Source organism: Pseudoalteromonas sp. SMS1 (assembly GCF_021530565.1).
Classification (GTDB): domain Bacteria; phylum Pseudomonadota; class Gammaproteobacteria; order Enterobacterales; family Alteromonadaceae; genus Pseudoalteromonas.
In genome coordinates this window covers 214,936-241,777 of the sequence record NZ_JAKGBI010000002.1, presented here as the reverse complement: position 1 = coordinate 241,777, position 26,842 = coordinate 214,936, and the positions used below count along the sequence as shown (strand labels likewise).

At 44.8% G+C, this 26,842-nt stretch carries 21 protein-coding genes; 6 read left to right on the top strand and 15 right to left on the bottom strand.

The annotated features are described in order from the left end of the window. The first annotated feature begins 80 nt into the window (after positions 1 to 80). On the top strand, positions 81 to 800 hold the full coding sequence (locus L1286_RS02835; protein ID WP_235405405.1) for an SIR2 family NAD-dependent protein deacylase: 720 nt from the start codon (positions 81 to 83) through the stop codon (positions 798 to 800). Continuing rightward, entirely contained in the window at positions 790 to 1,368 is a 579-nt protein-coding gene (locus L1286_RS02830) for a GNAT family N-acetyltransferase (protein WP_235405404.1), read from the top strand. Before L1286_RS02835 ends, L1286_RS02830 begins: the two co-directional genes overlap by 11 nt. Here the strand turns inward: L1286_RS02830 and L1286_RS02825 are convergent. Then, entirely contained in the window at positions 1,360 to 2,067 is a 708-nt protein-coding gene (locus tag L1286_RS02825) for a hypothetical protein (protein ID WP_235405403.1), read from the bottom strand. The genes L1286_RS02830 and L1286_RS02825 overlap by 9 nt on opposite strands. A gap of 164 nt (positions 2,068 to 2,231) precedes the next feature. On the opposite strand from L1286_RS02825, the gene L1286_RS02820 reads away from it, so the two are divergent. Beyond that, positions 2,232 to 2,453, top strand: a complete 222-nt coding sequence (locus L1286_RS02820; RefSeq protein WP_235405402.1) for a hypothetical protein — start codon at positions 2,232 to 2,234, stop codon at positions 2,451 to 2,453. Between the two features lie 60 nt (positions 2,454 to 2,513). Further along, complete coding sequence (locus L1286_RS02815) at positions 2,514 to 2,927, top strand: ACT domain-containing protein (RefSeq protein ID WP_235405401.1); 414 nt, start codon at positions 2,514 to 2,516, stop codon at positions 2,925 to 2,927. A 60-nt stretch (positions 2,928 to 2,987) separates the two neighbouring features. Here L1286_RS02815 and L1286_RS02810 read toward each other — a convergent pair whose 3' ends face one another. The 5 genes from L1286_RS02810 to adhP form a co-directional block, all read right to left on the bottom strand. After that, the gene (locus tag L1286_RS02810) at positions 2,988 to 4,154 is read right to left on the bottom strand and encodes a hypothetical protein (RefSeq protein ID WP_235405400.1); all 1,167 of its coding nucleotides are present in this window, start codon (positions 4,152 to 4,154) and stop codon (positions 2,988 to 2,990) included. A 2-nt stretch (positions 4,155 to 4,156) separates the two neighbouring features. Continuing rightward, positions 4,157 to 4,951 (bottom strand): outer membrane lipoprotein-sorting protein, encoded by a 795-nt coding sequence (locus L1286_RS02805; protein WP_235405399.1) that lies wholly within the window; start codon positions 4,949 to 4,951, stop codon positions 4,157 to 4,159. Positions 4,952 to 5,014: 63 nt separating this feature from the next. Next, complete coding sequence (locus tag L1286_RS02800) at positions 5,015 to 7,366, bottom strand: efflux RND transporter permease subunit (RefSeq protein WP_235405398.1); 2,352 nt, start codon at positions 7,364 to 7,366, stop codon at positions 5,015 to 5,017. 157 nt (positions 7,367 to 7,523) lie between these two features. Continuing rightward, a complete protein-coding gene (locus L1286_RS02795; protein ID WP_235405397.1) occupies positions 7,524 to 8,300 on the bottom strand; it encodes a TetR/AcrR family transcriptional regulator in 777 nt (258 codons plus the stop codon). A 250-nt stretch (positions 8,301 to 8,550) separates the two neighbouring features. Next, positions 8,551 to 9,564 carry an alcohol dehydrogenase AdhP gene (adhP, locus tag L1286_RS02790; protein WP_235405396.1) on the bottom strand — a complete coding sequence of 338 codons (1,014 nt, stop codon included), beginning with the start codon at positions 9,562 to 9,564 and terminating at the stop codon, positions 8,551 to 8,553. A gap of 362 nt (positions 9,565 to 9,926) precedes the next feature. Between adhP and L1286_RS02785 the strand changes: the two genes are divergently transcribed. Further along, positions 9,927 to 11,303, top strand: a complete 1,377-nt coding sequence (locus tag L1286_RS02785) for an MATE family efflux transporter (protein WP_235405395.1) — start codon at positions 9,927 to 9,929, stop codon at positions 11,301 to 11,303. Between the two features lie 37 nt (positions 11,304 to 11,340). Here L1286_RS02785 and L1286_RS02780 read toward each other — a convergent pair whose 3' ends face one another. The 6 genes from L1286_RS02780 to L1286_RS02755 all read right to left on the bottom strand — a co-directional run bounded on the left by L1286_RS02780 (position 11,341) and on the right by L1286_RS02755 (position 19,019). After that, positions 11,341 to 12,819, bottom strand: a complete 1,479-nt coding sequence (locus L1286_RS02780) for a HAMP domain-containing sensor histidine kinase (RefSeq protein WP_235405394.1) — start codon at positions 12,817 to 12,819, stop codon at positions 11,341 to 11,343. Then, positions 12,816 to 13,547, bottom strand: coding sequence for a response regulator transcription factor (locus L1286_RS02775; protein ID WP_235405393.1), 732 nt, complete (start codon positions 13,545 to 13,547; stop codon positions 12,816 to 12,818). The genes L1286_RS02780 and L1286_RS02775 overlap by 4 nt, the downstream gene beginning before the upstream one ends. 83 nt (positions 13,548 to 13,630) lie before the next feature. Further along, positions 13,631 to 14,332, bottom strand: coding sequence for a spondin domain-containing protein (locus L1286_RS02770; protein ID WP_235405392.1), 702 nt, complete (start codon positions 14,330 to 14,332; stop codon positions 13,631 to 13,633). Between the two features lie 9 nt (positions 14,333 to 14,341). After that, a complete protein-coding gene (locus tag L1286_RS02765) occupies positions 14,342 to 15,043 on the bottom strand; it encodes a spondin domain-containing protein (protein WP_235405391.1) in 702 nt (233 codons plus the stop codon). A gap of 148 nt (positions 15,044 to 15,191) precedes the next feature. Next, positions 15,192 to 16,982 carry an alpha-keto acid decarboxylase family protein gene (locus L1286_RS02760; RefSeq protein WP_235405390.1) on the bottom strand — a complete coding sequence of 597 codons (1,791 nt, stop codon included), beginning with the start codon at positions 16,980 to 16,982 and terminating at the stop codon, positions 15,192 to 15,194. Between the two features lie 75 nt (positions 16,983 to 17,057). After that, complete coding sequence (locus L1286_RS02755; RefSeq protein ID WP_235405389.1) at positions 17,058 to 19,019, bottom strand: FAD-dependent L-amino acid oxidase; 1,962 nt, start codon at positions 19,017 to 19,019, stop codon at positions 17,058 to 17,060. A 373-nt stretch (positions 19,020 to 19,392) separates the two neighbouring features. Here L1286_RS02755 and L1286_RS02750 point away from each other — a divergent pair, with 373 nt between their 5' ends. Beyond that, a complete protein-coding gene (locus tag L1286_RS02750; protein ID WP_235405388.1) occupies positions 19,393 to 21,024 on the top strand; it encodes a winged helix-turn-helix domain-containing protein in 1,632 nt (543 codons plus the stop codon). Here the strand turns inward: L1286_RS02750 and L1286_RS02745 are convergent. From L1286_RS02745 to L1286_RS02735, 3 genes are all read right to left on the bottom strand, one after another. Continuing rightward, positions 21,021 to 21,956 carry a glycoside hydrolase family 16 protein gene (locus L1286_RS02745; RefSeq protein ID WP_235405387.1) on the bottom strand — a complete coding sequence of 312 codons (936 nt, stop codon included), beginning with the start codon at positions 21,954 to 21,956 and terminating at the stop codon, positions 21,021 to 21,023. The two genes, L1286_RS02750 and L1286_RS02745, sit on opposite strands and share 4 nt — an antisense overlap. A 188-nt stretch (positions 21,957 to 22,144) precedes the next feature. Continuing rightward, the gene (locus tag L1286_RS02740) at positions 22,145 to 23,230 is read right to left on the bottom strand and encodes an efflux RND transporter periplasmic adaptor subunit (RefSeq protein WP_235405386.1); all 1,086 of its coding nucleotides are present in this window, start codon (positions 23,228 to 23,230) and stop codon (positions 22,145 to 22,147) included. Between the two features lie 10 nt (positions 23,231 to 23,240). Next, entirely contained in the window at positions 23,241 to 26,360 is a 3,120-nt protein-coding gene (locus L1286_RS02735) for an efflux RND transporter permease subunit (protein WP_235405385.1), read from the bottom strand. Positions 26,361 to 26,842 lie beyond the last annotated feature (482 nt).

Sequence of the window (26,842 nt, the reverse complement as noted above, 5' to 3'; positions counted from 1 at the left end):
GACTTTACAATTTGCATCAAGGAGTTAATTCCGACAAGATACGATAAATCTCCCATGATTATCGAATCAGAGCAAATGACATGACAACTCTCTATATTACAGGCGCTGGTGTAAGTGCTGAAAGTGGCATTCCGACATTTCGTGGCGAAGATGGCTTTTGGACTATTGGCAGCAGAAATTATACACCTCAACAAATGGCAACTCGAGCCATGTATCAAGACAACCCTGCCGAATTCTTAAAATGGTACTATCATCGCTTTGTGACCTACCGGCACCATGGTCCCAATACGGTACATCAATGGCTCGCAGACAAAAATCTGATCACACAAAATATTGATGGCTTAGATGGTAAAGCAGGCAATAAGGACTTTATTTCTATTCATGGCCGAATTGATAAGATGACAATTTTTCATGAGCAAGGTGAGATGGTGTCAATTGAAGCTGCGCCATGGGAACAAATTGATGAAAACAATTTAACCGCCTCTTTGTTAGAATTATTTAAGATTTCTACAAAAGGTCCGCAGTTGAATGCTTCTTATAAGCCTTATGTACTGCTGTTTGATGAGTTTTATACTGAATTATATGGCATTGAAAAGGCACAAAAGCGCATGTGGGATGCGACAAAGATAGTATTTATGGGGACATCGTTCAGTGTCAATATCACCCAAATGGCTTTAGATGTTGCGAGGCATAAGGCGATACCAGTCGATGTAGTCGATCCATCCCCTGCGCACATTCTGCATGATAACGTGCAGTATTTTCCTATGACGGCGCGGGAATATATTGCTCATGTTGAATAAGCCTGTGCTTGGTCACATCGCGGAGTTAAAAACGCCGCGCCTGAGGTTACGGCAGTGGTGTGATTCTGACAAAGAAATATTTGCCAGCATGAGCTCAGATCCTGAAGTGATGCGTTATTTCCCGGCGCTTTTGTCTGCAAGAGAAAGTGATGTCTTGGTGGACAAATTCGCAGGGCTTATTGCTGAAAATGGCTACGGCTTTTGGGCACTGACTGTGCGTAATGAAGGGTTACCAGAGGTGTTTATTGGCTTTGTAGGATTGCATTGGCAAACTCAAGTTGACCCCAATCGGCCCTTTATGGAAATTGGTTGGCGACTTGCACGCCGTTACTGGGGAGTGGGGTATGCCCGTGAAGCGGCACAGGCTGTGCTTACGTTTGCGTTTGAAACGCTAAACTTGCAAGAAGTTTATGCTTTTACCGCATTGTCTAACCTGCCTTCCCAAAAACTGATGAACCGATTAGGAATGAAGAATGTAGGACAAGACTTTTTACACCCTAATTTACCCTCGGGGCACCCCTTGCAAGCACATTGTTTATATAAAATTACTGCCCAACATTTAATGTAAATTATACAACGCCTCTACCGGTGTTTGATAATAGCTTGCAATGACCAGCAATGGGCGAGCATCTCTATCATACGTTACGCTTTTTAAGGCTGACTTGATGTGTTTGAGGTTGCTCATATCTGGTTGGGATTGATCTGCCCTTTCTGCTTCAATTAAAGCAAATAGAGCCGTGAGTTCGTGCTCAGGTAGTTGGGCGTCTTTGAGGTTATAAATAAAATAACATTCAATTGGTGTGAGGTTATGCTGATTGCGGACTCTCAGCGCGCTAACGAGTGACTCATTGCGTTCAAACAAAAGTAGAGAACGGATAAAGTTGAATGGTGGAAGGGGGAGCTCTGGATTGGCGAACAGGGTGTGCAGAAACGTGTTACCTTGATGATTTGTTTGTGCATAAGCTTCACTGGCTTGTAACGCAGGCATGAAAAAAGTAATGCGTTCACTATTATTCAAACCCGCAATGACACCCGATGGTAAACCATGCGCTACAATGCATTGCGCAGCAATATTTTGATAGTGCTCATAATTATTAGGTTGTGATAGGGCGGTTTCGAAACAGAATTTAAGTTGCGCAGCTTGGTCCAAGTCGCCATGCTTTGCATACGCATGGCGGATTTTATCTAAGTCCTTACTGCGGATTGCCAGAATTAAATCTGCAATTGCTTGTTCTTGTTGATCATTACTCTGATGCATCGATGCCACGGCCCAATCCTCTTTCTTTTGTAGTGCACAGGTTTATTGTATATCAATCACTTGAGTTAGTACTAAAAAATGCAGTGACAATAATTTCAGGTCCTTTTCTTGAAAGTGAGTCTTTTTCCCCCAAGTTAATAACCAGTTGAACTCGGTTTTGTGAAGGGAGATAAATGAGCTGGCAAGTTATCATGTACACGGTAGTGGCGATTGTGATTTTGGCTTTTCCATTGTACAAAGTGGTTAAATGGGCCAAAAAAATGCCCAAAGGGGCGTTCTTTTTCTTAGCGTTGATGCCGCTTATTTCGCTGTTTCCTATACCGCCTCCTCAATTTAAAAACTTAGAGCGAGCAAAACAAACACAGCGGAAAAAGCAAAAACAAGATGAACAATAAAGTACAGAGAAGCAGTGAATTAAGGCCTTATACGAATTTAAAAATAAGAAGGGGATTGTGATGGTGGGTGAAACGCGCTTATCCGTATTGCTTTCAAGTATGGAACCAGAACTACTGACAGAGGAATTCGCCTTTGCGGTCGTTGACGAAGCCGCCCTGGGTAGGGTGGCTTTGCAACAGGTCAAAGGGCTGTTTAGAGAGCAAGAGGGGGTGACAATTATAATGCAACAGCCGCATGCCGCAGCGCTTGGGTTGAAGTATGAGGGTGGCTACCGATGCATTACGCTAAATGTGCACTCTAGTTTAGAAGCGGTTGGTTTAACCGCTGCGTTTGCAAACGCGTTAGGTAATGAAAACATCAGTGCCAATGTCGTGGCTGGGTTTTACCATGATCATATTTTTGTGCCTTGTCGAGATGCACAAAAAGCATTGGCATGTTTAACATCACTGGCTCGTTATCACCAGGGCGGATGACTTACCCCAAAATGGGGAGCACTCAGTGGGCTCCCTGCACCTATTTTCTCTGCGTACATGCTAAAAATAATAAGACAAAGATGCTTCAACAAAGTCCTCATCTTTAAATATAAATAGCGGCTCGCTGAGGTTGTTACTCGCAAACGCCCACGCATCTATTTGCCATTTCCAATTTTCACCTAGGCGCCCTGAGGCTTCAAGTTTAGCCGAAAAAGTGTGTTGTGAATCTAAGTCTTGGTTTAATCCAAACAGCACTTCATAGCCATCCATGTCGTTGAATGCGAGTCGCCAACCCACAAAGACGTCATTTTGGTTAATGGCATTTTCTTGTTCACTAAAGCTGTATTCGGCGATCCACCCCAAATCCATCGCCGTGTCGAAAATCCCCACTTGGGTGTACTCAAACCCAGTGGTCATTGCAAAGTGTGATTCGAGGCTATCTCTATGAATAGCCTCAAATTTTAACAACCAATCACCAAAGACACCTTGTATATCTGTGCCTAACTGCCACATTTGCGCGTAGAACGGAGTAATCCCACTTAGACTGTGTTGTAAATAGGGCTCACGATTTGTACCGTTAAAGTAGCTTACACCAATATCCCAATCTTCTATGGTATGGCTGTAGCGTATTGCAAAATCCAGCGTATGTTGTTCATTACTTGATTCATACTGTGCATCTTGCAATGGCGTGGGGAGTGCGAGCCTTCCTTCGGTACTCGCCAGTGTGCGCGCTCTAAAATAAGGCAGTAGCCAAAAGTCAAAAGTACCTATTTCTTTGATGGCTTTAAACTGCACCATAGGTTGCCCGAGCTTATCTTCGCCATCAAACCCTTCAACGGAGTCGGTCTGGTTGATAACATCTACGAGGTGCTGTGACTCGGTTACTCCCCAAAATACCTTATCGATGCCAATTTTAAATTCGTAGTCTCCCCAGTAAGTGAGATAAGACAGTTCTCGTATGTCCCAATGTGTGCGTGCTTTGTCATGGCTATCAATACGTCCAAATAGTTTGACAGATGTTAGGCTTGACTCTGTGACTTTCTGCCAAAGGGGCTCCACCATGAAGGCGCCTTGCCAATGCTTCGGTGCCTTGTCTGAGTGAGGGCTTTTTTGGAAGAAGCCGCGTTGCTGAATTTGGACTTCACCACTTTGCTGCCATGACTCTGCATGGGCTGTATGACTCAAAGCAAATAAAGTGGCACAACCGCACAATGCAGTCAGTTTCATGCTTACCTCGCGCGCTTCAGGCTGGCTTTATTAAAGTCATTCACTTCAAGACCAGTCTTAAATTTTAATTTGGTAGTCGTGAGTGTGGTTGCTTTTTGAGTCTGCACGTTATTCATAACCAAGGTATTGGCACGCCAAAACTTCTCTAAGTATTTTTGATAATCTTTTAGCTCTAGCGTTTTTAATAGCGCGTTTTTTCTATCGTAGAACTCCACTTTTAGTGGTTGATAGTGAGACTTAGCCAACCAAACGCGCTGTTTTGTGTAGCCGGAGTAACGGTCTACGGGCACTTGTTCAATTAAATAAACACCTTGATCACCCAGTGTGGTTTCTTCGATGAAATGAAATGTATATTTTTCTAGTTCAAACGAGCTGAGATCTTCATAAGCAAATTCGCTGCCCATGAATGGCCCTGATTTATTACGCGAAGCGATGCGTTTAACGCGTTTCAAGGCGGGTAAATAGAGCCATTGATCATCGGGTTTTGCAGCATGAGAATGGTTCAAAAATGCCGTGCCTTTGACATCTCGAGGTGTATCAAAAATGGTCAAGCCTTTGTCACCATCGTTGTTAACTTCCAGTGATTTGATGCGCAGCTTTCTGAGGCTGGTATCACCTGCTGCATTTTTTAACTCCATGGTTAGGGTCGCCTGTGAATCTTGCCAACCGCTATCTGCTTGCTTACGTAGTTTCGCCAATTCTAGTCCCTTACTCTGATCCGCGTGTCCTGTAAATGCACTCATCAAGCTGGTCGCCATCAGACCTGTGATTAAAGTGGCTTTTATTGCTATTTTCATGGTTAACTCCTGTTTGTTCACGTAGGTATTGCAGGTTGTCCGCAATATCTATTTGTTCTGTGATTAGTTATTAGCTTGTGGACTGGGCGTGCTTAGCGCTGGGGGCGATACCTTAGTGCGCTTCGCGTTGACATACGCGTGCTTGTCAAACCAAAGCAAAATACAAGGTAATAAAATAAAATCGACGATAAGCGCGATGAAAATAACCAAAGCACTGAGTTGTCCCATATCGGAGTTAAGCCTGAAATCTGATGTGCCCAATAGTGCAAAGCCCGCTACTAACACGGCAGAAGTAACGGCCAAGGCGCGACCTACGGTGATAAACGCATAGCGAATAGCTTCCTGAGCATTTTGGCCTTGTTTTCTTGCGCTTTGATATTTAGACAAAAAGTGCACTGTGTCATCGACTACAATACCGAGTGTTAAAGTGACAACAACAGAGAGGCCGAGGTTTATTTCACCGCTGTATAACCCCCAAATGCCAAACCCAATTATTGCTGGTACCATATTTGGAATAAGGCTGATAAGGCCAAGCCGAATAGAGCGTAATGACAGTACTAAGAGCATGGAGATCAGCAACAAAGCCATTGGTAAAGATTGCAGCATACTGGCCATATTGCGCTCGCCGATATGGGCAAACATCAGCGTTGGGCTTGAAATCATGACATCGTATTGAGGCGCATTAAGTTCGAACCAAGCTCTCAATCGGGTTTCCAGTTCAACCATTTCTTTGCTGCCCAGATTATCAATGGTGAGCTGAAGTTTAAGTGATGATTTATCTAAATTAAGTTGGTTATTTAGGTCTAGGCCATAAGGGAGAGACATTTCGTACAGTAGTAAGTACTGTGCGGATAGTGCTTGATCCTGAGGCAAAGTATAAAATTGATCATTGTCACCATGCATATTTTTATTCAAGCGTTTGAGCGTGTCTGCGAGGCTTTGTACATGGTGTATTTCTGGTTGCCCACGCATCCACTCAGTCGCTTTACCCAGCATCGATACAAATTCAGGGCTGCTGATCCCTTGTTCACTGCCACTGTTTATTGCAATGCTCAACGAGCTCATTCCACTAATATTGTCGGCCATAAAATCCGCGGCTTGGCGAAACTCATTCTGAGTAGAAAAATACTTCACCGCTTCATCATTGACTTGGTTTTTAGTAATACTCACTGCGCTGACTAACACAACTAGCAGTGCACCGATCCCAAGTATTTTATGATGCTGAACGACCCACAGCGCAAACTGGTCATAACGGTCGTGGCTATGTGTATTTGACTTTGGGTTGACTTTGAATGGCAGTACTTTGAGCATCGCGGGTAGTAACGTAAGTGACAGTGTACCTGCCAAGATAACCCCCAGCGCTGATAGGTTCCCTAAATCACGGATCACGGGCACATCAAGGCTATTCATCAGGATAAAACCAAGCGCAGTGGTGACCGAGGTAATTGTGATAGGCAGCCAATTCTGTTCAAGGCTTTTTTCGATGGCTTGCTGCTTAGAAAGTCCCTGCCGCATATGGTGGCGAACGCTGGCCAGCATGTGCACACAGTCGGCGACAGCAATTGTGAGTATCATTGTCGGTACGTTAACCGTGGGTGTACTTAAGAAAAAGCCAAGCCATCCAGCAAGCCCTAATGTCGCTAAGACTGCACCAACAATGACGACTAAAGTGTAGACAACGGCAGCAATGCTGCGCAGCGCAAGACCTAAAAAGATCATCACTAGCAATAGCATCACAGGCACGAGGGTAGCAAAGTCTTCTTGGGACGAAAGCATAAAGGCATAGTTCATGGCAACAATCCCTGCCTGATGGAATACCATATCTGGATAACGTTCTTGATATGATTCAACTAAGTTATTGACATACGCTTTCACCTCAACCATTTTTTCGGTGTTGTCTGCATCGGGCAATTGTACGGTAATATTGATAACGGCGACCTTACCCGAGCTGGAGACTAGAGACTGTTTCAAAATCGGCTCACTGAGTGACACTTGTTTTATTGCTGCTATTTCATTGGCCGTAAAAGTGAATTCAGGGGGTATCAAGTCGAGCACAATTAAATCGTCTTGTTCCGCATAGGTATGTTGGTAGTTTGCAATAGAATCAACGCGGCTAGAGTAGGGCACTTGCCATGCCTGTTCAGTAAGCGCTCTGATCAGATGCAAAGTTTGTGGGGTGAAGATGTCGCCTTGTTTTGGCGCCATTACAATAGATATCAAATCGCTTTTGTTAAAAATAGATTCTATTTTCTGGAATTCGAATAGTTGTGTGTTGGTATCGTCAAAGAATATTTGGTAATCACCTCGAAAGTATAACTTACCAGCCCCCATTGTTGCGCCGGCAATAAAGACCATACACATTACTATCCAAGTTTTAGGGTAATTGAGAATACGCCTGTGCCATAGATCGTCCATAACAGCTCCATAAAGTGACGAAACGTCAATAATAGTTAAAAAAATCAGCAATCACTGCTGAAAAAACGATGAAATATGTATTTGAAATAAAAAAGTGACGATTCGTCACTTAAACTTCAAATAAAACCCGTCATAAACGGGCTGTTTATCTTTATTCTTAGCGGCCTATTTGTGCCAAATAAGCCGTTTCATTGGCAAAAATTGTTTGCTCAACCTCTCGCCAGACCTTTTTATAGTCTCTACGACTGGATAACGGTTGCCAATTCATGCCATCAAGCACAATATTGACGTTATACAATACCGAATAAGGATCTTCGATACGCTCGATACATTGGCTGTTGGTGGCATTGTTGAGTAGCGCATTTGACCCAAATGCAACAGCCCAGTTGGCGAATATCAATGCATCCGTGCTGGCCGTTGGTGCGAGTGTCAAGTCTTCCCCATCAATGGCATCAAGGATAAACTTATCCGCGATCTCAATAAGCTTCTCTTCTGCTAAATTTTGTTTTTCTATATTTTCAGCCGAACTTTTTTCTACTACCCACGGGGTTTTAGACGTTAAAACACACATGAATAAAACAGGCTCTAAACGCGAAAAAATCCGGTAGGCAACGTGAAGTGCAACGACTTTGTCACGACTACCTCCTTCAAACTCATACGCTTTTCGATACATTTGGGCCAGCGTTTTTAATGCCTCGCAGCTAATGTTTACAATGACATCTTCTTTGCTTGCAAAGTGGTTATAGACTGTGCCCTTAGAATAGCCACTGGCTGACGCCAACTTATCCATTGTAAAGCCATGAAACCCTTCAGCTGAAATGATATCCTTCGCAATGAGTAATAGCGCTCTATGGCGCTCTGCAATTGCGATTTGCTTTTTACTCTTGTTAGGAGTCACTTCATTATTGTTGATTTCACTGCCAAATTTAAACATTTCATCACTAAGTTGCTATCACAATCTGCCGCTAGCATAACACATTTGTGCGCTACACCTATAAGCTTGCCAACACGCAGTACAACCGTTTTGTGACTATTCGTCATATTTTGACTTTTCGTCATTATAGTTTGGATTATTAATTGGTCAAGAAGTAATTCGGGTGAGTGTGTTAAATGATTGGAAAAACGATGGCATAGAAAAAAGAAAAGGCTGCTCTCACAGCCTCACAAGTTGGGATACTTTAATTTTACTCCATGGTCAAAACGATTCGACCTTGAATTTCATTCTGCTGCATTTGCTCAAAAATTTGATTGATGTTTTCTAGAGGTTGAGTTTGAACAATGGCTTTAACTTTACCTGCCGCTGCAAAATCTAAACATTCGATCAGATCTTGGCGGGTACCAACAATACTGCCAATCACGCCAATGCCTTTCAAAACGGTATCGAATATGGGGATTGGCATATCCTCATTTGGCAAACCAACTAAGATACATTTTCCGCCTCGTTTGACACTGTGATAGGCGCCGGAAAACGCAGCTTTTGAAGCCGCTGTACATATGACGGCCTGCACGCCACCGAACTTGTTTTGGATCTGCTCAGCCGGATTTTGTAGGTGATAGTCAATGCAAAAGTCAGCGCCTAGCGCTTTTGCAAGTGACAATTTGTGTTCGCCACTATCAACGGCAATGACATTCAACCCCATTGCTTTTGCATATTGAATGGCAAGATGACCCAGCCCTCCCGCACCGACAATAGCGACCCATTGGCCAGGTTTAGCGCCACTGACTTTGAGCGCTTTGTAGGTGGTGACACCCGCGCAAAAGAGTGGGGCGGCGTCCACAAAATTTAAGTTTTCAGGAATTTTAACGGCATAATTGGCGTTTGCTAGACAGTATTCTGCATAGCCGCCATCGACCGAGTAACCGCTATTTTTTTGACTTGGGCACAAATTTTCATTGCCCTGTAAACAGTGCTCACATTGACCACAAGCTGAATGAAGCCAAGGTATACCGACCTTATCTCCTAATTTTAGGTGTGTAACATCTTCCCCCTTCGCAACGACGGTGCCAACGCCTTCGTGGCCAGGAATTAAAGGGAGTTTAGGCTTAATTGGCCAATCCCCATGACAGGCGTGAAGATCTGTATGACATACACCGCAGGCGGCTATTTTTACCAAAACTGTGCCGGGTTTCACTTCAGGCTGCGCGAGAGACTCAATGCGTAGTGGCGCTTTAAATTGATGTGCAACGGCTGCTTTCATGTTGTTTCCTTAACAATTGAAACAGGAGTGAATGTGTAAGCCAGAGTGTAGCGAGTTCGTGAGCAAGGCTATTGATCAGGCGCAAAGAAAGCGAGGTTGATAATTTGATTCGCAAGGTGTATCGAGCGATACGCGTTCTTACCCACGTCAAGGGCCAATCAGACCATGAATTGTACTTATTAGATTGCTAAATTGTAACTGAAAGAGTAACATTGCATGGGATAATACACAGTATTTCACAGACTTATTTCTTTCCTCAGCTCATTGAAAATAATAATAAAGGCGTCAACGAGTGCACAGTGAGAACGCAGGGCGTTCACGCTTCATAGTCACCTGGCTTCGTAAATATAAAAGGAAATTAAATGAAAGACCTCACCCAAGGACCCATTTATAAGCATCTAATCTCTATGAGTGTGCCTGTTCTGTTTGGCATGTTTGTGCAAACACTTTATTTTTTAGTCGATTTATATTTTGTTGGTCAATTAGGCGAAGCCGCATTGGCGGGAGTCAGCAGTGCGGGCGTTTTGTTCTTTTTCGTCATGGCGCTGACACAAGTCTTGAATGTGGGTGTGGGGACCTTGGTATCTCATGCTGTTGGTAAAAAAGACAAACAAGAAGCCAGTTTATTACTTAATCAGGGTGTTTTTATCAGTATCATGTGCATTGCTGTATTGTTAGGTATGGCAGTGAGCGGCGGGAGTTGGTATTTTGCGAACATCGCGCCCGATGAGGCCTCGCTTGTTGCAAGCTTGAGTTATTTCTATTGGTTTTTGCCTGCGCTTTTAATTCAATTCCCTATGACGGTAATTATGGCGTCGCTGCGCGGTGCTGGTGTTGTAAAACAGCCGATGATGATTAGCATGTTTGCACTAGCTATTAACACAATACTATCACCTATTTTAATCACCGGTTGGGGGTTTGGAATTGAAATGGGGGTTGCTGGCGCAGCGCTTGCTAGCTCTATTTCTGCGAGTATCGGCCTCGTATTACTTGGGGCTTATTTTAAATTGAGAGAATCTTACCTTACTTGTACTTTGAGAGGTTGCACGCCGGACCTTCATCGCATTAAGAAAATTATCAATTTAGGCCTCCCAGCTGGGGGGGAATCCCTTTTGACCTTTATTTATATGTCTTTAATCTACTGGGTATTAAGTGACTTCGACGCTTCAGCTCAGGCTGGATTTGGGCTTGGAGCACGGATTATGCAAGCGCTCTTTTTGCCTGTGGTCGCTGTGGCGTTTGCTGCGCCAGCGATAGCGGGTCAAAACTTTGCGGCTGGCAAAACTGAGCGGGTTTACCAAACCTATTACCAAAGTGCGTTGCTTACCTGTGGCTTCATGTTGATCATCAATGTCGTTTGTATGTTTAACGCGACGCTGTTTTTGGGGCCTTTTTCTAATGACCCCAATGTGGTCAATATGGCCAGTGTATTCTTAGGCTATGTCTGTTTTAATTTCGTACCGGCCGGATATGTGTTGGCCGCTTCAGGTATGTTCCAAGCCCTCGGCAATGCTTGGCCGGCATTGATCAGTACAGCTGTGAGACTAAGTCTCTTTTCGCTGTCCTTGATTGTTGTTGCAGCACATGCTGATTTCAGTATTGAGCAGATCTGGATGTTGTCTGTCGCAACGGTTTATGTTCAAGCCATTGTGAGCTTCTTTTTATTGCGCAGTGAGCTTGCGAAGAAACTGGGACAACAAACACGGTCACACACAGAGGCTCAGACTCAAGCGTCATAGAAAAGCACGCTTAAGGCGTGCTTTTCTATCGCGGTATCTAGTCTGTAGACGAGGCCGCGCCTCTCACCTGAAAAACAAATTCGCTACCTTGACCTAGACGACTGTTCACCTTTATCTCTGATTTAATTAAATCAATCAGCCTTGCAGTGATGGCCAGACCAAGTCCCGCATGTGACTTTTTGCAGCCTTTACTGTTACTGGCCTGATACCTTGCCTCAAAAATATAAGGTAACTCTTTGGGGCTGATCCCTACACCGGTATCTTGAACAGCAATGTTGTATGCGTTATCAATGGCACAAATTGAAATACAAATGTTGCCTTTTGCAGGGGTATGTCGCAGTGCATTTTCTATTAAGTTACTTAAAATACGTTCTAATTTGCCGATATCAGAGTACACGGTGAAATCACACTCTACTGGAAACACACTTAGAGAAATATCCGCCTGCTGCGCTTTGAGCGCAAATTTGGCCATGATATCGTAGATGAGTTCCCCCAAATTGAAGACTTCAAAATTAACGTTAGATTGACCGGACTCAAGATGAGCTAGCTCAAATATTTGATCAATTAGCCCCTTCAATTGATTGCAGTTTTTTAGGGAAATGGCAAGGTATTCTTGCTCTTGGTGGCCAGCAGGTGGACGCCGCTCTATGAGCTCAAGATAGCCTTGTAATGATGCCAGAGGCGTGCGCAAATCATGTGATAAATGTGCTAAGAGTTTACGTCGTTGTTCATCAATCGCGGTGAGTTGGGTCATTTGTTGGTTAATCGTTTCGAGCATGCCATTGACACTTTGCCCCACGTGATGAATTTCGTTACTTTTTGACGGCCAGTCTAAGATCGGCACGGTTTTGATATTAAAATTATTTTTTTCAACTTTTCGTATGTATTCGCCCAACTTTTGAAGTGGCTGTGTCATGGTTCGAAATAGAAGTAGCAAAGTGACAAACAACAGTGCCACCATCACGATAAGCCCAGTGGTGTTTTTCACGAGTTGCTCTGAACTTTTAATTTGGGCACTGATTGAATCTGCAATAGCGGAGCCAATAATCACATATAAATAGCCCTGAAGTGTGTCGCCATTATAGACCGGAGAGACTGAGAATATTTTACTCTGCGCTAAAGAGCGGGGGTCATCGCCGTATACGGGGAGCTTGTTTGGCTCATTGATAAGCTGGATCAACGGTCTAAGATCAATGGCTTGGCGCTTCACTTCCCCCGGTTTTGCCGAATACGTTAGCAGTTTACCGCTAGGATCAACGAAATAAAATTCAAAAGCGGGACCCAAAACCATGAGCGTGTGAAACAGGTTTTCAAGTGCCTTATAGTCATAGACACCTTGTTTTAGTAGGGGGTTGTCTTGCGCTAAATGTTCTGCGAGACCAAGGTGCAATTGTTGCTCAGCCTGTGCTCTGGATACGACAGAGAGATTTTGAGACCAGAAAACAAAAGCCGACACGGTGATCATAAAGACACTGGTGATGACAATCGCAAGGCGATGATAAAGAGAAAGTGTCATATTAGTTCCTGTTGTAGTGGCTTTGAATTCAACTTGTAGCCAACACCCCACACAGTTTCTATGATGGCGCTATCGGTTAGCTTTTCCAATTTAGTCCGAATCCGATTGATATGAGAATTCACGGTATGCTCATAGCCTAAGTGGTCATAACCCCAAACAGACTCCAGTAGCTGAGAGCGGGAAAAGACTTGATTTGGATGTTTGGCAAAAAATAAAAGTAGTTCGAACTCTGTGGCAGTTAAATCCAATGGTTGTTTATGCAGTGAGACTTCATGGCAGTGGGGATCAACATGTAAATTACCCACGACAATGGGCGCCGGAGTTTCGTTGCTATTTTGCTGGGATTGCTGAGCTTGCAGTAGCTTCACATGTCTCAGTTGTGCCTTAATGCGTGCTTGAAATTCGCGGTAGCTAAAAGGTTTGCAAATGTAATCGTCTGCGCCCATTTCAAGGCCGATAATTCGGTCCATTTCACTGCTTTTTGAGGTCAGCATCACGACACTGATTTTAGGGTGTAGCGTCTTAATCTCTCGACATAAAGTCAGTCCATCAACGCTTGGTAGCATAATATCTAAAAGTACAATGGCATAATTTTGATTGGTAAGCTGGGACATAACGCCCTCCCCACTTGCAAGGTGATCTACTTCGAGATCAAGCTCACTGACGTGGACACGCAATAGGTGTGCAATATCTAAATCATCTTCGACAATGAGTACCCTTTGATGCATATACTAACCTCCAGCCAACCACATAATGATTGACATTTACTCGCCTCAGCCACTCGCATTAGAGAGCCGAGGCGAGTAGGAGGCTATTTCATTCTAGTGATAGTGATCGCCATGAGTGGGTTGTCAAATTTGTGCTCGCTCGTTAGTACGGAGCCAGACAAACCATCATCTTGACCAACAACACCCGGGTGCATCGCGACCTTGTTTATTGCCTCTCGCTCAGCATTAAACCCTTCACCGCCATCTGCAGGTCCAGGGATGGTGCCGCTGGCTTCGGTGTTGGCTTCTGTGCCCGCATCATAGGCGTAAGTCACAAAGCGCATTTCTTCACCGACACTCATCGAAGAGACATCTAAGGCATTAAGACCGGTAAAACCGTCATTTGTATTCACCATCATCGTAATTACTGATAATTTTTGGTCTGCCAATGAGTCTTGGCTTAACATTAGCTCGGCTTTTGCGCCGGGTGCGAGCGGGCTGTCTGTTGACGCTTTAGTTTGGACCACATCTAAGCCGAGTAGCCCGCTGTTGTCACCGCCTTCCGCTAATACTTCTAGTGCGTCGCTGGCTGCTTCGCCCAATTGCCAAAATTGGCCTTCTTTGTGCAGTGCGACACCGATGGGTGACAGTGGCTGCGCATGCGTTAAATTTGTTGCAGTGATTTTAATCATAGCTTCAGTTGGTGTCGGCGTAGGGTCGACGACGTTTGCTGGTGGATCATCATCGTCACTACATGCAACCAACGTTAGGCAAGCCAGTGGAATTATGAATTTAGACAGTTTCATGGTGCCCCCTTATTTAACCGTAACGGTAACTTTAGCGACAGGATTTAACCAGCGATGTACGGTGTTGTGTAGGTCACTTTTACCACCCGTTGCTTCATCATCGCCAAGGTTGCCGCGGTGAATGTGTACCATTTGATTTGCTTCGGTATTCGTGACGCCACTACCTTGCGTACCAGGTGCTTCGCCAGGTGATGCTGGGATCCCTAAAGTACCCGGTGCGCCGGAACCATCGACAACCAGTTCGTTATTGGCTTCTGTACCTGCATCGTAAGCATTGAGGTAGACATGATAGGTACCTGCTTCCGATGGAATTTTCCAACTATTTAAACCAATAAAACCGTCGTTAGTGGGTAGCATCATTGCGACAATTGAGAGCCGGTCATTGCCATCACTGGTTTCTAGTGTTGCCATCGTGCTTGCGACAGGTGCCAGTAAACCACCTGCTGGGTTTGTAACAGTGTTAGCACTGATACCCGTTAAGATTTCACTTAAACCGTCTAAGCTACCCCCTTCCGCCATTGCTTGAAGTGCGTCAGAGGCTTTTTCGCCTGTACTAAATAGCATTGCGTCGCTCGTGTGGGCAGAGACCAAAATCGGCGTGAAGTAGATACCTTGTGTGAGGTTGGTGACTTTGACTTCCAGTGATGCCGCGTTTGCCGCGCCAGAAGCGAATAAAGATCCTGCGATGAGTGATAGTATGCGTGTTTTCATAATCTGCTCTTATTGTTTGGATTTGACATCAATAAGCATGCAATTAAATTATTGTGAAACACTCTCTCAATTATCACGAAAGTATCACGATTGTGTCATTTTTTAATTGCAGCTGATAAAAAAGCCAGCGCGATGGGCTGGCATAGGGTTAAAACTTGCCAGCAGGCGGCCAATCTGGGTTACTTATTTCATCTTCACCGACGGCGCTGTCGGCTTCATTGCGGATACTCAGTGGGGTGTCTTCTTTGGGGATACACACCTCGACCACATAGTTGGTATCGTCATGCGTACGTATTGCCTCCATTACACCCAATAACTCCTCAACCGTAGACACCTTTATCCCTTTACCACCAAAGGCATCGGGTAACTTAGCGATATGCCAATTTGGTAAATCGTTATAGCTGTAAACGTTGTTAAGTAGCTTGTCTTGGTAGTCAACGGGTGGTTTTCTGAAGGGGTTGGGGTTTACTAAATACTGTTCAATACCATAAATGCCGTTGGCCAAGACAAATACGACAGTGTTTTGGCCGTAGGCATGTTGATCAGCTACTGCCTGGCAAGTTTCGTGAAAAGCCCCATCTCCGACAACCACGATAGCACGCTTATCTGGGTAGGCGCATTTGATGCCAGTGCCAGCTGGTACTGAGTAGCCTATAGACAGCCACGCAGCCTGAGAAACAAAGCCATTTCGGGCCGGTATTTTAACGCTTTGAGCCCCAATTAATGGAAACCCTGCGTCAACGATGAGTACATCATCTTCAGTTAGCCAGCTACTCATGGCTGCAAAAAAGCTATCGTAGCCTAAATAACCATCAGCTGTTTGCAGATTAGTTGGTTGCGGGGCTCTTCTAATGCCAGTCAAGTTGGCCGAGCTTTGTTTGGCAAGTTCGATAAATGCGTCGGTGAGGCAGAGTAAATAATCTTTGAGCGTCACAGAGGGATAGAAATTCGCCCCCACGTATACGCCTTGGTGGGCGGCTAAAATAGTATTGCTTGAGCGAATGTCTTGATTGCCTGTATCTTTACCCGTGGTCCATGCGCCAACACCTACCAGCACGCCATCCTCACCAACTAATTGCTCGACTTCACTCGGTGACATGGTGACACAACCTTCGAACCATGGATGGGTTTCAGCAATAACGGATTTACTCAATGCGGATGTGACAAAGTGAATATGACCATCAGGCATGCTGTGCGCTCGGTTGATAATTTCCAATAAGTTCAGGAACTCATCTTGCAACCCTAAGCGTTGTAACTCAATCCCAGCCCAAAAAATGCTTTTCGGCTTTGACAGCATTAGTTCTAAGGTCGCGTGCGCTGCTTCTTTTGCGCAGCTCACTGTCAATGTATCGTTCTGACGCTCTCTGATCCTACCTTGTGGTCTTTGACAGGGACTGCGCCAAATATCTTCAGTCACTTCAAAGTAGATTGGGCGTTGCTCGCTCAATAATGCAGTCAGTGCGGAGTCAATTTGAAATGGGGCTTGTAGCGCGTTGGTAACCCGTTCTGCGGCCACGGTGATGGGTCTAAACATGTGAATATCAACAAACTCGTAGCCTGTCGTGTGGGAGTAGAGTAGGCCGGCACATTTTGAAATTTGGTCTTCCTTGTTGGTCGGTGCGCCGTTGATAAGGATCACGGGCACTTGCTCGACGTAAGAGCCTGCAATGGTATTAAGCAAGCTGAATGCACCGACACTGTAGGTAACATACAGTGCACTAGGTCCTTTCAATCTGGCGTAGGCATCTGCGGCAAAGCCTGCACAAATTTCATTGGCGTTACCTTTGATGGTGATCGGGGATTGGCTATCTGCAAGAATGGTATCCAACAGGCCCGCAGTGTAATTGCCCGCAACCCCAAACATGTGGTCAACGCCAATTTCTTCTAGTCGATCTTTAAAATAGTCTGCGACAGTATATTCTTTAAAACTTGTGGTCATAATTAATCTCACCTAATTCAGCAAGCGCAGCGACTAAACGATTATTTAATCGCTGCAAAAAGTGATGAAAAATGTTTATTTCACATCGAAGTAGCTTAGATTGACGCCGATGACACTTTGCTCATCGTTGGCCTTCTCGATGGGGGCTGCGCTGGCGGCAAAATTGGTTTCGATGTATTGATTAATAAGCTTGCTAGAGTTCTCTTCATAGACAGCCTTAATTGCGTCCGAAGATGAAATATTGGTAGAGTCAAAGTAGACCTGACTGAGTGGCTTTAAGCCAAAGCCTTTTTCTAGTGCTAGGTCAGTAGAGCGCAGCGCCCCCTCAACCCAACCCTGATAGTCAGAAAATGCTTCACCACAGGTGAACAGATTCGGCAGTGGTTCTGCAAGTGTAGCCATGACCTCTTTGTCATTTGCACCTACTGCCCACTGGTGTACACCATAGCCGAATTGGCGGCTTGCAGGTATATCAAACTGCACACTGCCTTCCCAAATACGCGCACTGGTTAAAACAGGGTCGGGTACGTAATGAGTATTAAAGATATCTTTAAAGAAACGGGTTGCCTGCTCAACCACCGCGGTAGATGCGGGGTAAATATCATCAGGTACACTTTCTACATAGAGCTCTTGTTTAGGGTGATGATACGTTTCCCCGATATTTTGTAAATTGCTCCAGAAATTGATGTTGAGATAGTCGCAATAAATGGTCAGTGCCGCAGGGCGTTCATATTTGTCGTTGCCAATTCGCGCCAATTTTGCTTCTACTGCGTCGGATGGATGTGTGGTGCGCTCTTCGTACATCAGTGCCGCAGCAAGCTCTTCATTTACAGCATAAAATGGGTAAACTGAGCCCGTCGGCAAATCAGCAAAATTAGGCCCAAACTCGACGGCGGGTCGACCTGTGGTACCGCGCCCCCACCAAGCTGATTCATAATAAAGATTGATCTTGAGTAAAGGTTGGTTGCTGGCTGATTGCAGCGTATTCCACAGCGACTCCGAACGCGTTGGATCAAGACGGTTAATCACATTAGAGCGGACAAACAGTTTTTCAAGGGCAAGCCTTGGGAGACCCAAGATCACCTTCTCTGCTTTTACCAGACCGGGGTGGATTTTGCCATGCGCGTCAATATGCGCATAACGCAACTCATACAAACCAGATTCTTCATTAAAGTCGATTTCTTCAATGGTTGTTTGCAAGTGGATATTATCTGTACCAACCTCTTCAACGAGCTTGTTGGGTAACGTACTGAAGCCATCTTTAAAGGTCTTAAATTTAACGCCTGCTGGGAAGTCTTCCAACAACTGATAGGCAACGCCCGCATTCATTTGAGATAAGAAAGTGCCGTTGAAACCCAGCACACGATAAAGCATCGTGATGCACTCTTGCGAGTAACCCATATCTGTGTATAGGTCCCATAGAGTCCACTGATTGAGCCCTTGTCCTTTCCATTGACATTGCAACCTGAAGTCTTGCCAAAATTGCGGCCCTCTTACTTTGGGTCGTTGTTGAAATTGCGGGTTGGCTTCCAAGATGCGGTTAAAAACCACATTGACAATATCTTTAGGATTCACACCTTGCTCAGATTGATCTAGATTGTATAAGTGTGACCAGATAGCATAGTCGTCTTGTTGCGCATCTGAGACACTAAAGCTCTCACCTCTAAAGAATAAGCGGTTGTTGCCGCCACTATTCATCGGAAAGGGGACGATATCATCTTGTAAATTCAATTTTAAAAACAATGCCATCAAATCATCCATGCCATCAAACAAGAACCGCATACCGCCTTGTTCTTCTTTTACTGTAATGGTTTTGGGCTCATTAGAGCGAAGGTTTTTAAATTCGATGAGGTCTGAGTCAAGTCGACCACCGGTTCTATCTGAACGCTCAAAAATAGCCAGATCTTGGCAATTGACTTCTTGTTGTAATCTCCAAGCGCTGTAAAGCCCGGACATACCAGCGCCGACAATGGCGACTTTAACTTGGCTGGGGAGCGGCTTATCCGTTATTTCTTTTCCAAAAGTATAATGTGTCATCGTTATTCCTTAGCCTTGATGGTTAAGTCTACTTTGACAGACGACTACTCCTATAAAACCACTACTGCGACTGTGCTGCAAAGCAGATGATTAAATCTGCAGTTTATTGCAATTGATTTTTACTGTTCTGGTTGACTGAAAATGAGTGAATCAATCATTTCGCCAGAAAACGCCTCATTAAATGTAGCACATAGGTTAATTTTTTTTCGTGATACGATTGGGAAAGAGATCAATTCGCAATTGCTTAGGGTCATTTGAATTGCTTGACAAGCGATGGCTTGAGTGTCTCTTCGAGTTGAGGCAAACTATATTTAAAACAGAAGCTTATAATTTAATAGTGGATGTGCATTGAATTTTATAAATGGTGTTCGTAATGCGCTTTAGATTTGGTAATAAGGAAGTGGATCTCATGCTCGGTAAGGTGTATTTACGGAATACCGAGCCCGCAGAGATACTAGAAATTCGAGCGAAAACACTGCAAGTCCTAGAGATACTGGTTGCAAACCGTGAACGGGTCGTGACTAAACAAGAACTTTTGAACTGTGTTTGGCGTGACGTGGTAGTGCAAGAGCAAGTGCTTGTGCAATCGATCAAAGAAATTCGTGACCTGTTAGGCCCTGATACCATTAAAACTTTTCCCAAACTGGGATACCGCTGGGTTATCGACATTGATGTATTGAGTCCCCCAGCACACAAAAGTAAGGTGCATCTAAAATGGCCAGTCATTAGTTTCCTGGTGTGTTTAATCATAGGTTGCATGGTGTATGTGAGTATAAATTTCAGCACTTCTTCGCGGTTGCCTAAGGTGGCTTTTCTACCCATCGAAAATGCCATGCAAGATACATTACACGACTGGGTGCCCATCAAGGGGATGGACCAACTGTCTCAAACATTGCGACTACAAAGTCTGCTGCAAGTGAGTGAGGTGGACGATGTCTTACTGGCTGTTGAAAGATTACATAGAAGCAACTTAACCCATGAGGCCTCTGGCCCTCAGTATTTCTTCAAACTGCAACAGGCCCTCGATGTAAACCTCATCGTACAAACGCGTTTAACAGGTTACCCGCAAGATCTGCAATTGCACTATACTTTGCACTCGCATCTAGGGCCTCAACAAGGTGTTGTGCTCGCACAAAATGTTGCTGATGCATTGACTGAATTGAGTCATTTACTGGCACAAAAGTATGGCCAAACAACACAAATCACAGCAACGCAATATGATAGTGCGTTTAGTAATCAGGCGTTTGCGAAAGGTGTCAATGCTTATTTGCAAAGGGATTACCAAGCTGCAATTGCCCTGTTTCGCAGTGCTTTGGTGGAACAGCCGAATATGCTCGCTGCGAGACGTTATCTTGCAGCCAGTCTGGCAAATATCTATCAGTTAGAACAAGCGATCCGTTTACTGCGCGGCAGTTTACAAATTGAGGACAGTGTTCAGAGTAAAAAAGAGCACCTGAGAGCAAACTTAATGATCGGCTATTTATTGATTAATTGGCCACAAGCATCAGATAGACAAGCCGAGTTACTTGTTGCTGAGGAGTATATCGCAAAAGCAAAACAACTGGCGCAGTCAAGCCAAGATAAACTGTTTATAGCATATTCATACGAGGAGCTTGGCAAAATAAAGCGATTGCAAGGTCAATTTAGTGAGGCGACAAGGTGGTTATTGGCTGCACTCGACTACCACAAGAGTTTTCATGGGCGCTATGGCCAAACTGCTGCTTTGATTGAGTTGGCGCGTATTGCCATTGCACAAAATGAGTTAGGAGAAGCAAAACGATATTTTGCCCAAGCGATGGAGATTGCGAATGATAGCAAGGCGCGGCCAAATCAGATTTGGGTGCTCCTTGCTCAAGCGGACATGTATCGAGATTTAAATGAGCAATCGCTTGCAGATACATTTGCCAAGCAAGCGCTTGAAATTGCGCATCAAGGTGATAGTCCGCAACTCATTGCACGGGTCGAGGCATGGTTTGCCCAAGTGCCGATCCACACAGTAAATTAAAGACTACAGTAATCTGCTTGCTTGGGAGCCCAATCCGGAACGGTATCTGTTTGAGCAATGTGCTCCTTACGCAGTTGTGCCACGGATTGGACAACGGCACGGGGTGATATCACTTCATCTTTAACAAAGTAAACCCAATCCACGTCGTGATGATATTGCCTCATTAAGTTAGATTGCACTAGCTTATTGGGATCAAACCATTGATTGAAGTTGATAGACATGGGGACTTCTGGGTAAACATCAGCACCATGTGTCGCAAAGAGGTGGCCATTCACATAATATTTCAAAGTGTTATTTGCAACCTGAAGTACCAAAGTATTCCAGCCTTGCAGTGACTCTATATGGTAGTCATAAGCATTGACTTTGGTCCAAGGCGTCAATTGAAAGGTTTCCCAAGATGTGGCAAATAAAGCTAGGCGCTCGGTACCCCATCCGCCATTGGGCAAATATTCAAAGTCCATTTCACTGTAATTCTTATCCATTGGGGCCTTAAGTGGGCTAATGGCGTAAAAAGTTTGAATCACCGCATCGCCATCAGGGCCGTACTGAGGGGCATCATTAAAGTAGACTCTTGCGGCATAGGTCCCTTCGCGGTACTTTCGTTTATGGCATATTTGCGTATGGCGAGTGTTTTCCGCTGTACCATCTGTTTTAGCTGTGATGCGCATCACGGTGTTCCCCGCCGCCATAGGGTCGGGGTGAAAGCTAATGCCTTCTTGCCACCAAGTGGCATTTTTGATGCCTGGGTGCCCAGTTTCATGCCGAATTTGCCAGCCATTCTTTTGAGCCTCAGAAAATTGACGATAACTAAAGTCATCAAACATGATAGCGCTGGATGCGGCATGTGCATTTGAGGTGGTTATGCTTACGCCAAGCATGGCAATGGCGATGAGTCCCAATTGAGTTGTGTTCAATCGTTTGTTTGTTTGCATTGAGGTTACTCCTGTGTCTAGCGTATTGGTAGCTTGAACAAACACCGGGAAGATAACCAATTAAACCTGCTTAAATCAGAAAATAAGCAGTATTTAAAAATATTAAAGATATGATATATATGATTAAATTTTAAAAAATGAGCCATTGCTCGTCCATAAGCTGGCTCATTGGGCTAGTATTTTTATGACTACTTGAGAGACTGGACTTCTACCTCTTGGCCATTGGTCAGTCGCTCTGCACCGCGAACGGCAATGCTATCACCTACTTGAAGTGCATTGGCGTCGAGTGGCGTGATAGCCACAAGGCGACCTTCGCCTTTACCGACTTCAACAGGTACTTGCATAACTGTGTTATCTGAACTGACTTTAACAATATGTACGCCTTGCTTTCGAATAATTAAAGCATCTCTGTTGATCAACATTTTAGCGTGTGCTGAGCGAAGAGGGACTGTGACATCTACGAGTTGACCAACAGCAAATGTATGTGATGCGCTTTTGTCGAGTTTGGCGCGTACTTCGACAGTTTGAGAGCGGGGATCGGTTGCAGGAATGACAGACGTCACAATTGCTTGCGCTTTGATAGGCCTATCTAAGTTACCAGTTTGAATCGGTAATGTGATCCCAGGTTTGACGTAATGCAGGTATTTCACAGGGACGTATAGGCGCGTCTCTAAGTTGTCAATATCGACGAAGTTAAGTAACTCGTCAGCGCGACTTACCTCCCTTCCAGCACGTTTAAAACGTTCACTGACAACACCAGAAAATGGGGCGCGGATGGTCGCACGCTCCAGTTGATCGGCAATGACTTGGAGTTCAATTTTTGCCAGCGCAATGTCAGATAGCGCAAGGTCATGTTGATTCTGCACACTGTCTACTTGAGTGGCTGCGGCACTATTAGAGTTGGCTAAGCGTTTCAAGCGATTTAATTCCTGTTTGTGGAATTTTAGGTTCACCTGCGCTCGTTTTAGCATTTCTTGTTGCCTCGCCTGATCAAGCTCTAAAGGCAAAGTATCCATTTTGACAAGGACACTCCCTTGACTGACCCTTTCCCCAGGTTCTGCAACATACAAGACTCGACCAGAAATCCCCGCGGTGAGTACGACGTCTTTTTTGCCAAAGAGTGTCCCATTGACGGCTAATGAACTGGTTAGCGGCGCTTGAGTAACTGGCTCGACAGTGACTGGAAGCGCGGCATTACTCTGTACGCTATACAAAGCGGTGCTACAGGCCAATGCGAGAGAGAACAGTTTTACGGTAAAAGATGCATTTTGCATTGGTACTTCCTTACTGATTAGAGACTAAATTAAGCTTAGGTTTTGGTTTGCCCTCTTGGTCGGATGAGGGGGCTTTGGCACGGCCTAACTGAAGTAAACTTGGCATTAGAATAAGTGTAAATAGGGCGCTTATCGCCATGCCGCCGACAATCACCGTGGCTAAGCCGCGGTAAATTTCTGAGCCAACACCTGGCACTAAAGTGAGTGGTAACATACCAAATAAACTGGTTAATGTACTGAGGTACACAGGTCGAGCTCGCATGAGTACGGCTTGGCGCACGGCGTCTTGCCTGGCCAATCCATTTGCCTCGGCAACCCGAGTTTGGTCAACAAGTAAAATTGCATTGTTAACGACTAACCCTAAAAGAATAATAAATCCAATCATGGTCAATAAGTCCAGAGACTGAAAGGTGAATAAATTAAGTATGTACAGTGCGATGACACCACCAGCGGCAGCCATAGGCATAACGAGCAAAACCAATAAACTGTCTTTGGCTGATTTGAATAGCGCGCTCATCAGTAAGAATAAAATGAATAGAGCAAGCACAAAATTGATGGTCATCTCTTGAATGGCTGAATTCAGCTTTTGTGCATTACCCGCCAAAATCACACCCGCATTGTCAGGGATTACCTCTTTTACTTTGGGCAAAACTTGAGAGGCAAGGATCTGCTGAGCCTGCTCTAACGTCATATCAGCTGGTGGTGTGACCACGACGCTGACTGTACGACGACCATTTACACGGCGTAACTGACTCGGGCCGACCGTGCGCTCTACACGTGCTAACTCGCCAACCGTTTGAACGCCTGAGTCAGGTGTGACTAACGGCAATGCTTTCAATTCTTCTGGTGAATCCCAAGAAGTTGAGCGCAAGATCACGTTCATGCGATCATTACCATTAAAGTACTCGTTGATAAATAACCCGCCAGTGAATGCTTGCATGGCTTGAGAGACATCTTGGCGAGTGAGGCCGGCTTGCGTAATACGGCGGTCATTAGGGTGCAGCCTTAGTTCAGGTTCTGCCATATCTAAGCGGGGCTGAGGTTGTGCAGTCGCAGTGGGCATTGCTTCTTTGACGGCTTTCAGAGCAGTCTGAGCGCCGATAATTAAGTCATCCATGTTCGGGCCTGTCAGGTCTATGTTAATGTTTCGACCGTCGCCGCCATTTGACACTTGAATCATCGACCCCCTAAATAAAAAAACCTGCGTATCGGGTAAATCCACGAGTATTTCTTCCCGGGTTACTTGCATCAGTTCTTCTACACGTTGCGGATCCGCAGAATAGATGAACCCACCTGCATTGGAACCAAAAACAAATTGATTGAAGCTCTTTATCCCCGGTTCTTTTTCACCGTTGTAATAAGGCATTAGACGCGCTTTCACACGCTTTAAAAGTTCTTCCTCCATATAGGTGATATTCGCGCCAGGCGGCGTGACAAGTGAGAAAAAGAAGCCATCCGTTGGGGCTTGTGGCATAAAGTCAGTTTTAGGCAACATGGTCACAGTGATGAACAATGAACCACCTAGCAGCCCTGCTATCCAAGAAATTTGTTTGGTTCGCGTGTTGGTCAGTCCCATGATTAACTGAGTGAGCTTTTGCCAATATCGTTTAAAAGGATCGGCTTTGGGTTTGCGATCAGGTAGGTAACGGTTTGCAATGGGGATGACGGTCAATGCGCTGACAAGTGATGCGATAACGGCGATGGAGAGTGTGAGCGCAAGATCAGAGAAAAGTTGGCCTTCGATGCCTGCCATAAACATGATGGGTAGAAAAATAGCGACACTGGTTGCCGTAGAGGCAAATAGTGCACCAGCAACCTGTGTGGCACCTTTTAGCGCTGCTTTTGCATTGTCCATGCCTTCGGTTTTTAGCCGGGCAATGTTCTCTTGCACAATAATGGCGGCATCTAAGACAAGACCGACGGCAAATGCTAGACCCGCGAGGGAGATAACATTAATACTGCGATCAAATATATTAAGCGCTAAAAAAGCAACCATCAGAGATACTGGGATTGTTGCCGCTATCACAAGTGTGGTTTTGAGGCCTCTGAAAAATAGCCACAAGATGATACACGACAACAACACTCCCAAACCTAAGTTGCTTTTTACCAACAGTAACGCGTTACGGATATGTACAGAAGCATCAAAGCTCAGCTCTAAAGACAGTCCAGCTTCTTTGAGTGGGCCTTCATTAAGCTCTTGTATTGCAATGTTGATATTGTCGAGCAATGCTACCGTGTTGGCGTCGTTGATTCGGGCTACACGGATATAATAGGCTGGTTGTCCATTTCGACCACTCATGCCTAAGCGGTCTGAGAAAGTTTCTTCGACAGTGGCGATGTCGCCTAAATAGATGGGCCGCTCATTGGAGTAGCCAATGCGCATCTGAAGCATGTCTTGCAAATCATATTGGCCTGTGAAGCGCACTGTGTATTGGCGACGTCCAACATTGGCAAGGCCTGCAGAGGTATCTCTTGATGCTTGCAAAGTGCGTCGAATTTGATTGAGGCTAATACCAAGGGCGGCAGCTTTGTGTGGATCAAATGTGATGCGTAATTCTCGCGAACGTTCACTCGCAAGATCCACACGAGAGATACCTGGAATTTGAGCGAGTCGAGGCTCGACAATCTCTTCAATCTGTTTTTGATATTGTGCCATATCGAAGCTGAGCCCTTCCTCTCCTGCATCCAATGGTAATACCAGCAGTGTTGCCGCTTGGCCAGCTGCGCCACCAAAGTTACCGCCCGCACTCACCACGGGATCAATGGCATCGAGAGGTAAGGGAGGTGCTTGATTTAGGTTTGTTAGGACGTCTAACATGGCTTGTTGCATGTCAGTGCCAATATCAAAAGTTAGAGTAATAAACCCATTGCCACGATTGATTGTGGTATCGACCTGAAGTGCGCCGGGGGTGTTCTTGACCGCATTTTCGAGCGGCTCTAGGATGACAGATTCTACTTCTTCTGGTGCTGCCTGTCTCCAGCCTGAAAAAATAGTAATTTGCGGTTGTTCTATATCAGGTGTGAGTTGAATAGGGAGTTTAAAAATACTGAGTAATCCAAACACCATGACCAAAACCAATATAACGATCACACTGGCAGGGTTTTTCAGTGAACTGCGCGTTAAATTCATGACAACTTCCAAGTTTAACAGTACTCATTGCAGTGTAACGATTAAGAAAAAAACTGCTAGCACCAAAAAAGCAAAGGTTTTTCGATTTCGCGATAAAAAGCGACTTTTTGGGGTTCGTTTGCACCTTGGTAATAACTTGTAACGATTTTGCAGATTTTGAAATATTGCCGTATCATTTGCCGGCGAAAATTTAATCGCAAAAATTAACTGATTTGAGCGATTTTAGTCTGTATATATATTGGGAATTTTGTAATGGTTATGGCTTAAGTCATCTTTAGCATGAAATACGTTAGCCTAGCGTTTTCGCAGCTGTGATAAATAAATTCATATTGCTGACATCAACCATACATTAAAATGACGCGAATTTGATATAGGTTAAAACTGCGCAGATCTTTTAAAGTTTAACTGTATATGGTCTATTTGCTGGATTAAAATCCAAGCAGGAAAAATGGAAAAATCATCCTGAAACTATAAATAATCGC

What these genes read in the sequence shown, in the direction of transcription:
- L1286_RS02770 (WP_235405392.1), bottom strand. Translation starts at nt 14,332, where the DNA reads ATGAAACTGTCTAAATTCATAATTCCACTGGCTTGCCTAACGTTGGTT.
- adhP (WP_235405396.1), bottom strand. Translation starts at nt 9,564, where the DNA reads ATGAAAGCAGCCGTTGCACATCAATTTAAAGCGCCACTACGCATTGAG.
- L1286_RS02805 (WP_235405399.1), bottom strand. Translation starts at nt 4,951, where the DNA reads ATGAAAATAGCAATAAAAGCCACTTTAATCACAGGTCTGATGGCGACC.
- L1286_RS02740 (WP_235405386.1), bottom strand. Translation starts at nt 23,230, where the DNA reads ATGCAAAATGCATCTTTTACCGTAAAACTGTTCTCTCTCGCATTGGCC.
- L1286_RS02735 (WP_235405385.1), bottom strand. Translation starts at nt 26,360, where the DNA reads ATGAATTTAACGCGCAGTTCACTGAAAAACCCTGCCAGTGTGATCGTT.
- L1286_RS02830 (WP_235405404.1), top strand. Translation starts at nt 790, where the DNA reads ATGTTGAATAAGCCTGTGCTTGGTCACATCGCGGAGTTAAAAACGCCG.
- L1286_RS02820 (WP_235405402.1), top strand. Translation starts at nt 2,232, where the DNA reads ATGAGCTGGCAAGTTATCATGTACACGGTAGTGGCGATTGTGATTTTG.
- L1286_RS02815 (WP_235405401.1), top strand. Translation starts at nt 2,514, where the DNA reads ATGGTGGGTGAAACGCGCTTATCCGTATTGCTTTCAAGTATGGAACCA.
- L1286_RS02800 (WP_235405398.1), bottom strand. Translation starts at nt 7,366, where the DNA reads ATGGACGATCTATGGCACAGGCGTATTCTCAATTACCCTAAAACTTGG.
- L1286_RS02810 (WP_235405400.1), bottom strand. Translation starts at nt 4,154, where the DNA reads ATGAAACTGACTGCATTGTGCGGTTGTGCCACTTTATTTGCTTTGAGT.
- L1286_RS02795 (WP_235405397.1), bottom strand. Translation starts at nt 8,300, where the DNA reads ATGTTTAAATTTGGCAGTGAAATCAACAATAATGAAGTGACTCCTAAC.
- L1286_RS02755 (WP_235405389.1), bottom strand. Translation starts at nt 19,019, where the DNA reads ATGACACATTATACTTTTGGAAAAGAAATAACGGATAAGCCGCTCCCC.
- L1286_RS02750 (WP_235405388.1), top strand. Translation starts at nt 19,393, where the DNA reads ATGCGCTTTAGATTTGGTAATAAGGAAGTGGATCTCATGCTCGGTAAG.
- L1286_RS02745 (WP_235405387.1), bottom strand. Translation starts at nt 21,956, where the DNA reads ATGCAAACAAACAAACGATTGAACACAACTCAATTGGGACTCATCGCC.
- L1286_RS02785 (WP_235405395.1), top strand. Translation starts at nt 9,927, where the DNA reads ATGAAAGACCTCACCCAAGGACCCATTTATAAGCATCTAATCTCTATG.
- L1286_RS02765 (WP_235405391.1), bottom strand. Translation starts at nt 15,043, where the DNA reads ATGAAAACACGCATACTATCACTCATCGCAGGATCTTTATTCGCTTCT.
- L1286_RS02835 (WP_235405405.1), top strand. Translation starts at nt 81, where the DNA reads ATGACAACTCTCTATATTACAGGCGCTGGTGTAAGTGCTGAAAGTGGC.
- L1286_RS02775 (WP_235405393.1), bottom strand. Translation starts at nt 13,547, where the DNA reads ATGCATCAAAGGGTACTCATTGTCGAAGATGATTTAGATATTGCACAC.
- L1286_RS02760 (WP_235405390.1), bottom strand. Translation starts at nt 16,982, where the DNA reads ATGACCACAAGTTTTAAAGAATATACTGTCGCAGACTATTTTAAAGAT.
- L1286_RS02780 (WP_235405394.1), bottom strand. Translation starts at nt 12,819, where the DNA reads ATGACACTTTCTCTTTATCATCGCCTTGCGATTGTCATCACCAGTGTC.